Annotated in this window: 13 protein-coding genes; 3 read left to right on the plus strand and 10 right to left on the minus strand. The window is 48.8% G+C overall.

Annotation, left to right across the window (positions count from 1 at the left end; genetic code table 11):
- Positions 1–40 precede the first annotated feature (40 nt).
- On the minus strand, positions 41–658 hold the full coding sequence (locus BM200_RS07405) for a PadR family transcriptional regulator (RefSeq protein WP_091183210.1): 618 nt from the start codon (positions 656–658) through the stop codon (positions 41–43).
- 5 nt (positions 659–663) lie between these two features.
- The gene (locus BM200_RS07410) at positions 664–2,232 is read right to left on the minus strand and encodes an MDR family MFS transporter (protein ID WP_091183211.1); all 1,569 of its coding nucleotides are present in this window, start codon (positions 2,230–2,232) and stop codon (positions 664–666) included.
- 165 nt (positions 2,233–2,397) lie between these two features.
- Here BM200_RS07410 and BM200_RS07415 point away from each other — a divergent pair, with 165 nt between their 5' ends.
- Entirely contained in the window at positions 2,398–3,231 is an 834-nt protein-coding gene (locus tag BM200_RS07415) for a sugar phosphate isomerase/epimerase family protein (RefSeq protein WP_091183214.1), read from the plus strand.
- Positions 3,232–3,297: 66 nt separating this feature from the next.
- On the opposite strand, the gene BM200_RS07420 is transcribed toward BM200_RS07415, so the two are convergent.
- A complete protein-coding gene (locus BM200_RS07420) occupies positions 3,298–4,305 on the minus strand; it encodes an SDR family oxidoreductase (protein ID WP_091183216.1) in 1,008 nt (335 codons plus the stop codon).
- A 124-nt stretch (positions 4,306–4,429) separates the two neighbouring features.
- Here BM200_RS07420 and BM200_RS07425 point away from each other — a divergent pair, with 124 nt between their 5' ends.
- On the plus strand, positions 4,430–5,470 hold the full coding sequence (locus BM200_RS07425) for a ParB/RepB/Spo0J family partition protein (RefSeq protein ID WP_091183219.1): 1,041 nt from the start codon (positions 4,430–4,432) through the stop codon (positions 5,468–5,470).
- Here the strand turns inward: BM200_RS07425 and BM200_RS07430 are convergent.
- The 5 genes from BM200_RS07430 to BM200_RS07450 are packed head-to-tail and all read right to left on the minus strand — an operon-like array spanning position 5,467 to position 10,730.
- A complete protein-coding gene (locus BM200_RS07430) occupies positions 5,467–6,558 on the minus strand; it encodes a GerAB/ArcD/ProY family transporter (protein WP_091183222.1) in 1,092 nt (363 codons plus the stop codon). The two genes, BM200_RS07425 and BM200_RS07430, sit on opposite strands and share 4 nt — an antisense overlap.
- Positions 6,559–6,587: 29 nt before the next feature.
- Positions 6,588–6,815 (minus strand): hypothetical protein, encoded by a 228-nt coding sequence (locus tag BM200_RS07435; protein WP_091183225.1) that lies wholly within the window; start codon positions 6,813–6,815, stop codon positions 6,588–6,590.
- A gap of 25 nt (positions 6,816–6,840) precedes the next feature.
- Complete coding sequence (locus BM200_RS07440; RefSeq protein WP_091183228.1) at positions 6,841–8,040, minus strand: Ger(x)C family spore germination protein; 1,200 nt, start codon at positions 8,038–8,040, stop codon at positions 6,841–6,843.
- Positions 8,037–9,482: a spore germination protein gene (locus BM200_RS07445; RefSeq protein WP_091183231.1), complete on the minus strand. Its 1,446-nt coding sequence runs from the start codon at positions 9,480–9,482 to the stop codon at positions 8,037–8,039. Before BM200_RS07445 ends, BM200_RS07440 begins: the two co-directional genes overlap by 4 nt.
- 27 nt (positions 9,483–9,509) lie before the next feature.
- Entirely contained in the window at positions 9,510–10,730 is a 1,221-nt protein-coding gene (locus BM200_RS07450) for an MFS transporter (RefSeq protein WP_091183594.1), read from the minus strand.
- Positions 10,731–10,873: 143 nt separating this feature from the next.
- Here BM200_RS07450 and BM200_RS07455 point away from each other — a divergent pair, with 143 nt between their 5' ends.
- Positions 10,874–11,074, plus strand: a complete 201-nt coding sequence (locus tag BM200_RS07455) for a hypothetical protein (protein WP_091183233.1) — start codon at positions 10,874–10,876, stop codon at positions 11,072–11,074.
- 13 nt (positions 11,075–11,087) lie between these two features.
- Here the strand turns inward: BM200_RS07455 and BM200_RS07460 are convergent, their stop codons facing one another.
- Together BM200_RS07460 and BM200_RS07465 are read right to left on the minus strand one after the other, a co-directional pair.
- Positions 11,088–12,023 carry a glycerophosphodiester phosphodiesterase gene (locus tag BM200_RS07460; RefSeq protein WP_091183237.1) on the minus strand — a complete coding sequence of 312 codons (936 nt, stop codon included), beginning with the start codon at positions 12,021–12,023 and terminating at the stop codon, positions 11,088–11,090.
- Between the two features lie 120 nt (positions 12,024–12,143).
- The gene (locus BM200_RS07465; RefSeq protein WP_091183239.1) at positions 12,144–13,811 is read right to left on the minus strand and encodes a thiamine pyrophosphate-binding protein; all 1,668 of its coding nucleotides are present in this window, start codon (positions 13,809–13,811) and stop codon (positions 12,144–12,146) included.
- Positions 13,812–13,829: the final 18 nt, after the last annotated feature.

Consider the following 13,829-nt stretch of genomic DNA (forward strand, 5'->3'; position numbering starts at 1 on the left):
AAGAACCGCACAACCGTGCGGTTCTCTAGCTGTATTTGTACTATTCTTCCGACATTCGAGGTCCAGAATAGGACTTTAGAAACTTCTCAAGCTCCTCAAGCGTCCAACTTGGCTCTTGAAGGAGTCTGCCGCTCCGCGTTTCCTCGAGAAGCTCCAGCAGCCACTCCTTCTCTGTCTCCCCAAACTTCATGATTCCTTCGATCATCATTTTGGAACCATTCGGAATATAATCCCCCTTGAAGGATAGGACAGCTTCCATCCGTTTGATCCGTTCTTCGCATGCCGAGAGCTGCTTCAACAGCAGCGGTTCCACCTGTTCCTGGTTGCCGTATCGGATAAACGGCAAGGTAAGGAACACCGGATGCTGCGGGTAAGAAACCTGGCTGAGCTGCTCGTATAACAGCTTATCGAATGCTGCCTTCCCGCTTTCCGTAATCCGGTAGATCGTTTTGTCCGGGCGGTTCTCACCTGGTACCGCCACGATCTCCGCAGCCTCAATCTGCCCGTGATCCCGAAGCTGGTCTACGGCATAATACAAGGAGCCGTCACGAAGTCTAAAGCACTCATTCCAGTTCCGCTGCTTGATGGTTTGTCTAATATCGTACGGATGCCTGTCCCGTTCCATAAGTAGCCCCAGTATTAACAGCTTCATTGACATTAGGCTTATCTCCCCGAATAGGAGGGCTCTGGCTTCCCAGCTTCCTCTTTGCCTTGTTTCTGATTTGGTTTAGGAGCGAGTTCAAGACGTGCGCGTCCCATCATAATAGCAAAGACGAATGCCAGAACCGGCAGCAGCACGTTCCATTGGAATATAAACAAAATGGAATCTGACAGCTTGCCTAGCAATACCGAAACGAAATCTGCCGGCAAGCCCATTTGGGCTTGAACAGTTGGATCCAGAAGGGCCTGACCGCCTTTAATCTGCTCCGCCATTTCCGGCTTTATGCCCTGAACCTCCGACAGCGAATTCTGGAAATGCGACTTCTGCATCGTGCCGAATACGGTAATGCCGAGTGCAGAACCGATTGTACGGAAGAAGGTAATCAGCGACGAAGCGGAGCCTTTATATTGCGGAGGCACCGAGTTTAGAGTCGAGATGTTGAGCAAGGAGAACGATACGCCAATACCGAGACCGACGATAACCATAAAGACAGTAATCAGGCCGCGGCTGGATGAGGCATCCATCACATAGCCAAGCAAATACGTACCCGCCATTAGAATTATAGAAGAAACAATCATGACGTCACGATACCGGAATTTGTTCGCGATCCGCCCGCCGACTTGCGCGCTTACCACAACGCCAAGCATCATTGGTGTCAAAACGGTACTTGTACTCGTCGCCGACAAATGGAATACCCCTTGCATAAACAGAGGAATATAGGTAGCGACAGCAATCATAATGCCGCCGTACAACATGCTGATCATCATACTGCTTGTAAAGAGCTGTTTCTTGAACAGGGTAAGCGGAATAATCGGGTCTTTCGCCATTTTCTCAACAAAGAGAAAGACTACGGCAAGAATTCCTGCACCGGCAAGGAGCGAGATCGTCTTCGCCGAATCCCATGCCCAGCCGTCTGTACCGCCAAGCTCAAGACCAAACATCAAGGACAGGACTGCAGCCATCAGAATGATTGCACCGGCCCAGTCAATCACTTGCTTCCGGTGATTTTTCGATTCCTGATAACCTCTCGTAATGAAGATCAGAGACAGGATACCAATCGGTACATTAATGTAGAAAATCCATCGCCAGCTGATATTGTCTGTAATCGCTCCGCCCATAATTGGACCAAACACGCTCGAGATGCCAAACACGGCGCCGAACAGACCCATCATTTTGCCGCGCTTCTCAGCCGGGAACAGATCGAAGATAATCGTGAAGACAATCGGCATAATCGCCCCGCCGCCCACGCCTTGAATCGCGCGGTAGATAATGAGCTGAGTCATATCGGTTGCCGTACCGCACAGGATAGAGCCAATCAAGAAAAAGATTAAGCCTGAAATAAAGAAACGTTTGCGTCCGTACATATCGGACAGCTTGCCGAAGATTGGTGTAGCCACCACCATCGCGATCATATAAGCGGAATACACCCATACGAATTTATCCATCCCGCCCAGCTTCTCTATAATCTTGGTCATAGCGGTCGAAACGATCGTCTGGTCTAATGCTGACATAAACAGTCCAAGCAAGAGGCCCGCGATAACTAATTTGACACTGCTTTTTTTCGCGTCCATAAGAACTTCCCTTCTCTAGTCAATTATCCGTACTCAAATTTGAATATCCTAGCCTATTATACTCAAATTTGAGTGAAATTCAATCCTAAAAGGAATAAATTCTTTGTTAAGTTTTCTGGTGTATAATGACTATGAGAACTTAAAAGTTAGGTGGGATTTGTACATATGTCTTATTTATCGTTAAGCACGTGGAGCCTTCACCGGAATCTGGGACCTCTTCGCTGGACCGTTTGGAACGAAGAGAACGGCATTCATGATACGTCTATTCAAGATCAGCCTCAGATTCACTCGCTGCTGGAGCTCCCAGCAGCAGCAGCAAGACGCGGCTATCAGGCCATAGAAGTCTGCCACTTCCACTTCCCTTCCACAGAACCGGATTATTTGGCTCAGGTGAAGCAAGCTTTCGAGGCGGCTGGCTTGTCCTTTGATACCCTGCTGCTCGATTATGGGGATATTACTTCCGCTAATGATCAGCGCGTAACGGCCGATCTGGTGCTAATCCGCAATTGGATTGAGGTCGCATCCCTATGCGGCGCCAAGCAAATCCGGGTTGTAGCCGGCGAAGCCCCTCCAACCGATGAAGAGGCTCTCTCCTTGTCCGCAGCAAGACTTTCCGAGCTTGCGGATTACGGCCGCACGGTTGGCGTCAAAGTCGTAACAGAAAACTTCAAATCCCTCACTTCCACGGGAGCAAGCTGCATGAAGCTGTTTGGTCAATGGGGTGAGCATGCCGCTACGATCACGGACTTCGGCAATTTCCATGGCCCTCTTAAATATGAGGAGATTGCCCTTACGACACCTTTGAGCGTATCCGTCCACGTGAAGCCGCAATATGATGAGAACGGATTCCCCGATGAAGCCGAGCTTCGTAAATGTTTGGATACCGTCACTTCCGCTGGCTTCAACGGAGCTTTTGTTCTGATCTACGATGGTCCCGGTGATATGTGGGAAGGTCTGGAACGCGTGAAACAGATTGCTTCCGCTTATATCTCTTCATAAACATAAACAGGGCCACCCCAAACGGAGGTGGTCCTGTTTTTTTTGCAATTAGGATCATTCGTAATCTTAGGATTGCATTCCGGAAGAATGGGCTGCGATGATGCGGTCAATCTGCTCATTCCATGCCTCGTCCTCCGAACATTTGTCCGGATGGGCTTCGAACCAATCAACCGTTCGTTTAATCCCTTCTGCGAAAGGAACGTTTGCTGCAAACTCCGGCACCAGCTTCTTGATCTTACCGTTGTCGAATACACCGCTGACCGCTTTATCTCCAAGCAGGCCGCCTTCCAGATCGGGATCATGAGAGATCAGGAAGTCGGAAGAAATATGTACAAGCCTCGGCTTCACACCGGCAGCTGCACCAATCGCTTCATAAATTTGATTCCAGGTCAGTACTTCGTCGGATGTGATATGATACGCCTCGCCAATAGCGGCCTGCTTGCCAAGCAGCCCGACAAAACCTTTTGCGAAATCGGAGTTATGAGTCATTGTCCATAACGATGTTCCGTCGCCGTGAACAATAATCGGCTGTCCCTTGCGCATACGCGCAACCAGCGACCAAGGATGTGGCCAGCTGTTCAGGGATGCCGGAATCATCGTGTCTCCATAGGTGAATGACGGACGGACTATCGTAACCGGGAAGCCGGATGCCTCATACTCCTGCATGAGAAGCTGCTCACAGGCGATTTTGTCACGGGAATATTGCCAATACGGATTTTCAAGCGGCGTCGCTTGCTCGGTTATGATATAATGCTGCAGCGGCTTCTGATAAGCAGATGCCGAGCTGATGAAGATATATTGCTTCGTACGGCCTCTGAACAGTTCAATATCCGTCTGTACATGCTCCGGCGTGAAGGCGATCCAGTCTACTACCGCATCGAACTCGTAGCCTTCGAGCGCAGCTGCTGCAGACTTGGAATCTCGGATATCTCCCGCGATAACTTTTGCACCTTCCGGCACAAAGCCGTCCCGGTTGCCCCGGTTGAACAAATAGAGGTTGATGCCTTTCTCTACAGCAAGCTTCGATACCGCTTGGCTGATTAAGCCTGTGCCACCGATAAACAATACATTCATCTGATCATCGCTCCTTAAAAGAATTGCCACACTGACTTTCAATTAACAGTTTAAAGCTTGAAAGCGACAGGAGCAATGTTTACGGTATAATAGAGTAACAGATCAATAGAATAGGAGATAAGTTATGGACATTGTACAACTCCCCTTGGGCCACATTGACGAGGATACGGACCAGCCCCGCTACCAGTTCGACGAGGAAGCGCTAGTCGAGCTGATGCGCAATATTGAAGAAATAGGTCTGCTCTCCCCTATCAAAGTAAGAACAATTGACGGCGGAAGATATAAGATCATTTACGGCAACCGCCGTTATAAAGCATGCAAACGTTTAGGCCTTGCCACGATTCCTTGTATCGTAACGAATATGACTGACGAGCAGGATATCTATATGGAGCAAATCGCAGAGAACCTCACCCGTCAAGGCTTCTCTCCGATTGAAGAGGCGGAAGCCTTTAACAAGCTGATGACCGATCCGAAATTTAACCGCTCGGTCAAATTCCTCGCCAGCAAATTTGGCAAACCGGAATCTTACATAAAGAACAAATGCGAGCTTCTGAAATTTGGTGCTTCCGTACGAAAGATTATTATTGGCGGTACCGAAATCCGTAAGGACCGACTAACGGAGGATCAACTTCTGCCTCTGAAGGATTTGCCGATGGAGCATCGGGATCCGCTCGCTCTAATCATGGCCAGGGACGAGATGCCGGCCACCGATGTGAAGAAGATTGCCAAGCTGTTCAAGGACAAGGATATATCCGCCGCTACAAAGGACAAGCTCCTGTACAAATCCGGCCCCGGATTGCTGGAAACGTGGTCTATCCAACAGCATAACAAGGCAGAGAAGGCTAAGCCTGTCGAGCCGAAAGCGCCAAAAGCCGAGAAAACCGAGAAGGCTCCCTCAGCCGGCAACACAACAACCGAGACTACAGCATCCACCTCTATGCCAACGCCGGTAAATCCATACGAAGCGATGGACCGGAAGCTGAACCAGCTGCTTGCCGCCCTGCCGGCTTTCTCTCCATTGCCAGAGGAATCGGCTCTATCTTTGCAAGAGATGGATCCGGAAGAGAGAGCGGCCTTGATCCGGCGGATGGAAGCCCTATTAGATCAGTTGCGAAGCCATACCGAGGAATGGGATAAGCTGAAAAAGATCGCAGCAGCCAACTAGTTGGCTGCATTTTTTTTAACCTGCCCCAAAATCCAAATCAGGATGGGACAGATAATCCCAAAGATCATCGCATAAAACGGCCAGATGCGGTAACTGGTAACGAGTACAGCCGTATTTGGCCATACCACTCCCGCCAATACATAGGCTATCACTCCTAGCGGGATTAATAACGAGCGGTAATTCCCCAATTGGAATACCGAGGCAAGCCCTCTTGCGCTTACGTACATCAACAAGGACATTCGGAAAAAAATCGCAATAAACCAGACAACGGACACAGCAACCTCAAATCGTTCGAAGAATTCGCTAAAGCTTATCGTCCGTACTACAAAATAACTCGAAAAGGTTAAGCTCGATACAACCCCCGGGCTCAGAACCGTAATAACGATTAGCGTCACATATAGAAATAAAACGCCGGAATAGAGCGAGCTTTTCATAACAACGTTCCTCCACTTCTCCGGCTTCCGATCCTGAACCGTGAAATAGAGGAACAACACACTCTCGATATAGGGAAAAGCAATGTTCGTAAACGAAGCATTCACAATAGGCTTCCATCCAAACTCGAATACCGGCAGTAAGTTGGATACCTTTGCCGTCGGCAGTAATGGCAGATAGCCTAAAGCAAGCAGAGCCATTACAAGAAAAAACAATACTTCAGCTGCTCTGCCAATCGTGGTCACTCCGCAAAACACAACGTAAATGACAGCGCCAAGCATTAAAGCAAATATAGCTTCTTGCGGAGTTTCTGGCATAATGACCGTAGTTAGATACTCCCCCAGATCTCTTAAGGAAAGGCTCATAATCAGGAAAGGAAACATTAGACTGAACAACAGTAAGAACAGCTTTCCAAGCCATTTCCCAAGCAGCTTCTGGATGTATTCCTCAAACGGCACCCCATTAAGGTGCTTCATTATTCCTGTGTAGACCAGAATCATCATCATTTGGACGGTTAGCACAAGCAATAAAGAAATCCAGGCGTCTTGCTTTGCAACGGATGCGAGATGAGTGGGCAGAACCAGAAAGGCACTGCCCAGCTGATACAAGATAAACCACATTGTCATTTGCCGGATCGTAAGCTTTTCTGACCTCATGCCTTCCCCCCACACTTCTACGACTCTGACTAGCTAAGCAGCCTGGACACGAATGTTTCTACGGGCTTGAATATATTCTCAATTCCCTTCATCGGGCTGGGCAATGGCACATCGAACTGCTTCAGCAAGATGAAGGATGCCCCTACCGCCAGAAAGCAAGAGCTTACAACGATGTCGCGGACTGCTTGCTGCTTCAGCAAGGCACGATATTGCACATAAGCCCCGCTAAGGAACAGCAGCAATATAATCATGTTCATCGATATTCCTTCTTCCTTATGGCTGCTAATGAACGCTATTTGTGATTTTACCGGTCTTGCGAAGCTCACTCTTGACGATAACCTCAAACTTCAGCTCATTCTGAAACACGTCTGGCCATATCTTTTTCCAAGCCTGCCATTGTCCCGGATATTTCATATGGAAGTACTCCCCGAACCCGAAGATATCCGCTCCGAATCTTTTCTGGACATGAATAATACTATTTTCAAGCACTTTCTTTTGCTCTTCCCTAGCTGCTTGCTGCAGCTGGCTGAACACTTGTATTTCCGTTAAATCAGCCTGACAGTGGTATTCACCAATATTAGCTTCACTGCGCAATTCAACACTGACAAAGGGCTTCCCGTTCCTTATAGAAGGTGTTATCTTAACCTTCGAATTATATACTTCTACCACAAAATTCCCCTTCGAATCTGGACAAGCAACATGGCCCACGGTGCTATGTACATTGTTTGTAATAAAGCTGTAGCCTTTGCTGTCCGATTCATTCAGCCATCCAACAATCCGATCATCAAGCATTACACCAATGCCGGTATAGTTGTACTCTGCCAGAGACCTCGGCTGCTTGATATTATCCATTTTCATCCCTTTTTTTCGGTTGCCAACGAGAGTAATGCCTGTAAGCACGGGCTCAATGCCATCTTTCGTTGACTTCTGCATCATATCTACAACGTTAACAGCCGAAGTAGGTGCCCACGCACGCTCCGACACCTTGAGCGACTTATACAGATCCATGGCGGGCAGTACTTCCATGGGGGTAACAAAAGAAAGAATTTCCTTCGCCGAACAGCCTCTCGCAACAACCATGTGAAAATCCGGACGGACCTCATGATCGCGAAACAAAAAGTCGAGCGGATTACGAATTCCTCTCTTAGCCACCTCTTCGTCCAGGATGACGATCCGCATATGGGACAGATACATTCTTCTTGAGGCTTTCGTCGTAATCTTGCGAAGGGCTTCAAAGATTGTTGGTGCACGCTCTGTAAAAACGATAGCAGGCGAGCGCTCGCCTACAGATCGATTGATCGACATTTGCGAAGGATCCGATACTTGAACGGATATTTGATATTGTTTGTCCACCCAATCGATGCCCATCGCAAGAACAACCGAGATGGCATTCAGCTCCCGCCGATTCCAGCAGCCAGTTAATAACATAACCAGCATAATCATGGCCATTATGACAGCCCCAATTCGGGTAAGGACATTCATGATGACTTATCCTGCCTCGTCTGTCCTTTCGAAGACCTCCAGAACGGCATGCGGAATATGGCGTCATTCTGATTGCTCGCATGAAAAGGTGCGGCTGGACTTAAATAGGGAATGCCAAAGGACTTCAGATGGCTGAGGTGTACGACAAGCAAGATGATGCCGATTGTCAGGCCGAATATGCCAAATGAAGCCGATAAGGCCATAAAGACAAAACGAATGATCCGTATCGGAATGGACATGGAATACGATGGAATGACAAAGCTGGCTATTGCCGTAATGGCTACAATAATGACCATGGCTGCCGATACAATGCTTGCTTCCACGGCAGCTTGGCCAATTACAATCGTTCCAACTATGGATACGGCCTGACCAATGGTTCGGGGCATACGGATTCCGGCTTCCCTTAAGATTTCGAACGTCGCCTCCATCAGCAGAGCTTCAATAAAAGCCGGCAATGGTACGCCTTCCCGCTGAGCTGCTAGACTAAGCAGCAGCTGTGTCGGCAGCATGTCCTGGTGGAATGTGGTTAATGCGATATAAACAGATGGCGCTAGTAAACAAATGGCTAATGAAACATAGCGAAGCATCCGAATCAGATTGCTGTATAGAGGACTTTGATAATAGTCTTCCGCTGATTGTATAAAGTCGATGAATAACGCAGGAGTGAGCATGACAAATGGAGTCCCGTCAACAAACAGCGCAACCTTACCTTCCATAATCCCAGCCGCAATGGAATCAGGCCGGTCCGAGTTGTAAATGGTCGGAAACAGGCTAACCTGCTTTTTAACATGCAGAATCTCTTCCAAATACTCCCCTTCCAGTACCCGGTCCTGCTTGGAAGCTTGCAAGCGGCCAATAAGCTGTCTAACCAGCTTGTCATCCGCCATGCCATCCATGTACATAACGGCCACATCTGTTTTGGTCATTTTTCCAACCCTGAGAGAAATTAATCTCAATCGTGTATCCTTCACCCTGCGTCTGACAAGTGTTGTATTTGTACGAAGCGTTTCGGTAAAGGAATCCTGCGGTCCGCGGACAACGGATTGGGTTTTCGATTCTGTAATGCTCCTGTCTTCCCAGCCGGGCATCGTTACACCCAGGCCATCCACGGTACCGTCCAGCATGATAAATAAGCTGCCGGAAAAAATTTGCTCCAAAGCAGCCTGAACGGTACGGATCACTTGTACTTCGCCTGCATCCAGCACTTGATCCTTCAGAAATTGAAGATTAACCGAATCAACAGGCGTCCGATCGAGCAAAGCGGAGATTACGCCGTTCTGAAGCTCCGTTTTATCAACCATGCCATCGAGAAAGAAGATAGCTGTCTTCTTATTGCCCGCAATAACGAGCTCACGAACGATAAAATCCGAGCTGTAGCCCATGAGCAGCTTCATTCTTTCCATGTTGGCATGCAATAATGGGGAAAAACCTTCAGCTGTCATCCCCGCTCCTCCTTCCTGACACCAGCATTATACGCGGTCCGGATCCATTCCCTTTGTTTCCCGGCCAAACAACAAAACCGTAAGCGCGCCAATGACAATCGCAATAAAGAAAATAACAAACACGGAAGTGATAGACGTTCCGTTACTGATCAGCAAACCAACCAGGTAAGGTCCGATAATGCCGCCGATCCGGCCGAATGCTGCAGCAAAGCCAACACCGGTGGAACGTATACTTGTGGGATACAGCTCTGGTGTGTAGGCATACATCGCTCCCCATGCTCCCAGGTTGAAGAAAGACAGGAAGATTCCTGCAGTGAGCAGCATTCCTGCTGTCCCGGCATTACCAAACCATATGGCACATACCGCAGTCAGAAGCAAATAGACGCCAAGTACGGCTTTCCGCCCTATTCTTTCAATTAAATAAGCAGCTGTAAAATAACCCGGCAGTTGGGCTAATGTGATAATCAGCACATATTGAAAGCTCTTAACAAGCGTAAATCCTTTCAGCACCATAACGGTCGGAAGCCATAGAAACATGCCGTAATAGGAGAACACGACCGTAAACCACAGAATCCACAAGGTAATTGTCGCCCGTTGGTATTGGCCGGACCAGATGGAAGACATCCTCTGGCTGAAGCTAAGCTTTCCCTTGTCTGCCTGCTCCTTGTAGCGAGGGGAATCATCGATTGCTCTTCTAAGGAATAAAGCATACAACGCAGGTAAAGCCCCGATGACCAAAGCCAATCTCCAGCCATAATGCGGAATAAAGAAATACGAAATAAGAGCGGCCAGGATCCAGCCGCCAGCCCAGAAGCTCTCGAGCAGCACGATCGCTTTCCCTCTTACCTTCACGGGCACCGATTCGGATACAAGCGTTGATGCGACAGGAAGCTCACCTCCCAGACCAAATCCCGCAATGAAACGAAAGACGGCCAGGACAAAGAAATTCGGTGCAAGGGCGGATAAGCCGCTCGCTACGGAAAACAACAGCAACGTCCACAGCAACACCGCTTTGCGGCCGTACCGGTCAGCGAGCGAGCCGGAAACAGCAGCGCCAAACGCCATCCCGGTAGAGTTAATGGCGGCCAGCAGGCCAATCTGCTGTGCGCCAAGATTCCAATCAACGCTTAAGGCCGCTGCGATAAAGGAGACCAGCCCGACATCCATGGCATCAAATAGCCAGCTGAAGCCGGCGCTTAACAGCAGCTTTCGGTTCTTCCGTTCACGGAACAATGAAGTCTCGCTCATGTTGACATTGCCTCCAGCTTTAGCATGATAGTTATTTACAATGTGCCCTGGAATGAATGCCATTATGTAACAGGTACTCCGAATGGGACAATGCTGATCCGAAATAGGATGGATAGAGATAATAAAGGCTCGAGGAGGCAGGAATGAGAAATAAACAGACTTATGTTATGGTCGTCATCCCCATGGCGGAGGTAAAAAAATTCATTTTAATTGATGTGATCTTCAGTACAGCCGCTTATTACGCGATAATCATTCCCTTTCATTCCATTATTGCCGCGACAGCCGGAAGCATGACGTTACCCGTAATGATCCGGCGGACGTTAAAGCATCGCGGCAGACGTTAGCATAGAAGCCTATTTATTTGTTTATCCACTCGGAAAGAGTCTGGCGCAGCAAGTAGACAAAGCTGCTGTTCTTTTGCAGCACTTCACGAAATCGGTCCGGATAATCCGTATAGATTCCGTCTACTCCCCAGTTCAGCGCACGGTCCATGTTTAATTGGTAATTGACGGTATAGGGATAAATGCGAAGGCCGGATTTCTGAACCTTATGAACATAGGCGGCATTGATTTTCGGAAAATTAGGGCTGATCCCTTGCGCATATTTTTTAATTTTGCGCAAAGAGGCATCGCTGATCCGGGCCGGCGTGTTATACCACATCAGCTGGAGTAAGACGATCCGGTCATTCACACGATGGATTTTCTTCAAGCTCTTGGAGTCAAAGGACTGAATAATGACATAATCCTCCAGTCGGAATTGACGGATTACCGCCAGCAGCTTTTCTTCAATTCCCGGGTTGAACTTGGTATCTTTAATCTCCAAAATATAATTCGTTTTCTTGCCAAAGGCCGCGAATATATCTTGGAGCGAAGGAACCTGCTGCTTTGCGAATTCTTCTCGCGCATACATTGGATAATGCTTGTTGAACCAGGAGCCCGCATCAAGCTGCTTGACCTGATCAAGCGTCATTTCCGCTATTTTGCCCTTTGCGTTGGTCGTGCGGTTAACGGTATCATCATGCATCGCGATAATGTGGCCATCCTTGGTCAGCTGCAGATCAATTTCCAGATAATCCGCACCCGAATCTATAGCGCTGCGAAAGGAAGCAAGCGTATGCTCGGGGGCATAACCGGATGCGCCGCGATGCGCAATAATGGCCGAATGCTTCGTAAACCGTTGACCTGCGGAAACGGCAGGATGCTCGGCCAAAGACAAGATAAGAACAAGGACAACAGCAATAAGCAAGCCATGCAGCATATAGAAATAAAAGGACGAAATTTCTTTCCTTCGCATTGCTGAACGCCTCCCTTCTGTTGCCCTTAACGTCTCACGGCATTTCCCTTTTTATGCGATTTCTCCCGACGAAAAAAAGCTGCTCCCCGTAAAAAACGGAAAGCAGCTTCATGAATTCGATTAGTAAGTCGCGCCTTGCAAAAACTTGACCCTCTCGCCCATCGGAGGAATTTCATTACCCTCGACATTAATTTCGACCACTATCGGGCCTCTCGATTGGTCGAACCATTCCTTCGCAAGCTCCGGCCGGAGCTCGTCCAGCGATTCCGCCTGCGCATAACGAATGCCAAGCGCTTTGGCAATATCCGCGATACTTGTCCGCTCTTGGGAGAAATCTTCCAGGCAGCGTTTGTACTGCATCATATGTCCATGATACACCATGCCAAGACGCGCATTATTTATGACAACGAACACAATCGGGAGATTGTATTCCTTAGCCGTCAGTACTTCCATGCCATGCATAAAGAAGCAGCCGTCCCCGGTAACGCTGATCGTCGGACGATCCGGCTCCGCAAGCTGAGCGCCTAATGCTCCGCTAATGCCTGACCCCATACCGCCAAAATTAATATTGATGTCAAAGGCCTGATTCTCGCGGATCACGAGATTCTGAATCGAATACGTCATAAATTCACCGATATCCACGTAATACCGTGCGTTGTCCGGAGCGATAAGATTCAGCTGACGAATAGCCGATCTTGTACTCCAATCCTCCGTCCCCGGACCCGCAGTTTCCACTGCGGCAGCGGCTTCTTTATAGGCACTTGTTATTTCCTCAAGCTGTTCTTCCTGCACACCAGAGGTCAAGCGGTCAATCAATTGCCGGACGACCAGCTCAATATCCCCATGTACCGGATAATCCGTATCGAAGTTTTTGCCAAGCTCACGCTTGTCGTGATCAATATGGATAATCTGCTTGCCGTTCACCAGCCGCTCATCCCAGCTGCTCGTCGCGGACTCCCCTAACGCGGAGCCAACGATCATTAACAGATCATGTTGATTGCCGCGGAGATAGTCAACTGCAGAGTCATTGCTCGCCAATCCGTATACGCCAAGGGCAAGCGGATGATTTTCCGGGAATGCCCCTTTGCCGCGAGGGGTGGTAGCCACATGCCAACCCGTCAGCTCGGCAAACCGCCGCATCGTATCTTTAAATTGTTTGGAGCCATGACCTAGAAGTAAAGCTCCGCGGCGTCCCGCTTTCGCAATAGCAGCTGCCGCTGCTTCCACTTCAGCAAGAACAGGTTGAACTGGCTGCGTCAGAACAGCTGTTACTATTTCCGGCTCCCCAATGTCCGTCATTTGCATATTAATCGGAATCGTAATATGTACCGGACCCGGTATCCCGCTGATTGCCGTGTTATAGGCTTCCGCCAGAACGCGCGGCAGCTCCTTGGGATCGGTAACGGTCTTGCTTAATTTGGTGACGGACGCGAAGATTGGATCGGCGTTAAGCTCCTGCCCTCCGCCCCGTCCGAATTTAGTTGTAGGAATAGCTCCTGTCAGGAAAATAACCGGAAGCTTCTCGCGCCATGCATTTGCAGCAGGTGTGACCAGATTGGTTGCGCCGGGACCGCTCGAACCGACACATACGGATGGAATACCTGTAATTCTTGTATAGGCTGCCGCCATATACCCTGAACTTGACTCATGCTTGGCTACAATGGATGTTAATTCTGGAAGTTCATGCAAGCAATCATACAATGCATTGATAGAGCCCGCCGGGACTCCGAAAATGTACTTGACCCCTTGACTAACCAAAAATCTTAACCCCGCTTCAATTGCTCTCATCTTATTCTCCTCTATCTA

The sequence above is a fragment of the Paenibacillus catalpae genome (genome assembly GCF_900112695.1).
Lineage (GTDB): Bacteria > Bacillota > Bacilli > Paenibacillales > Paenibacillaceae > Pristimantibacillus > Pristimantibacillus catalpae.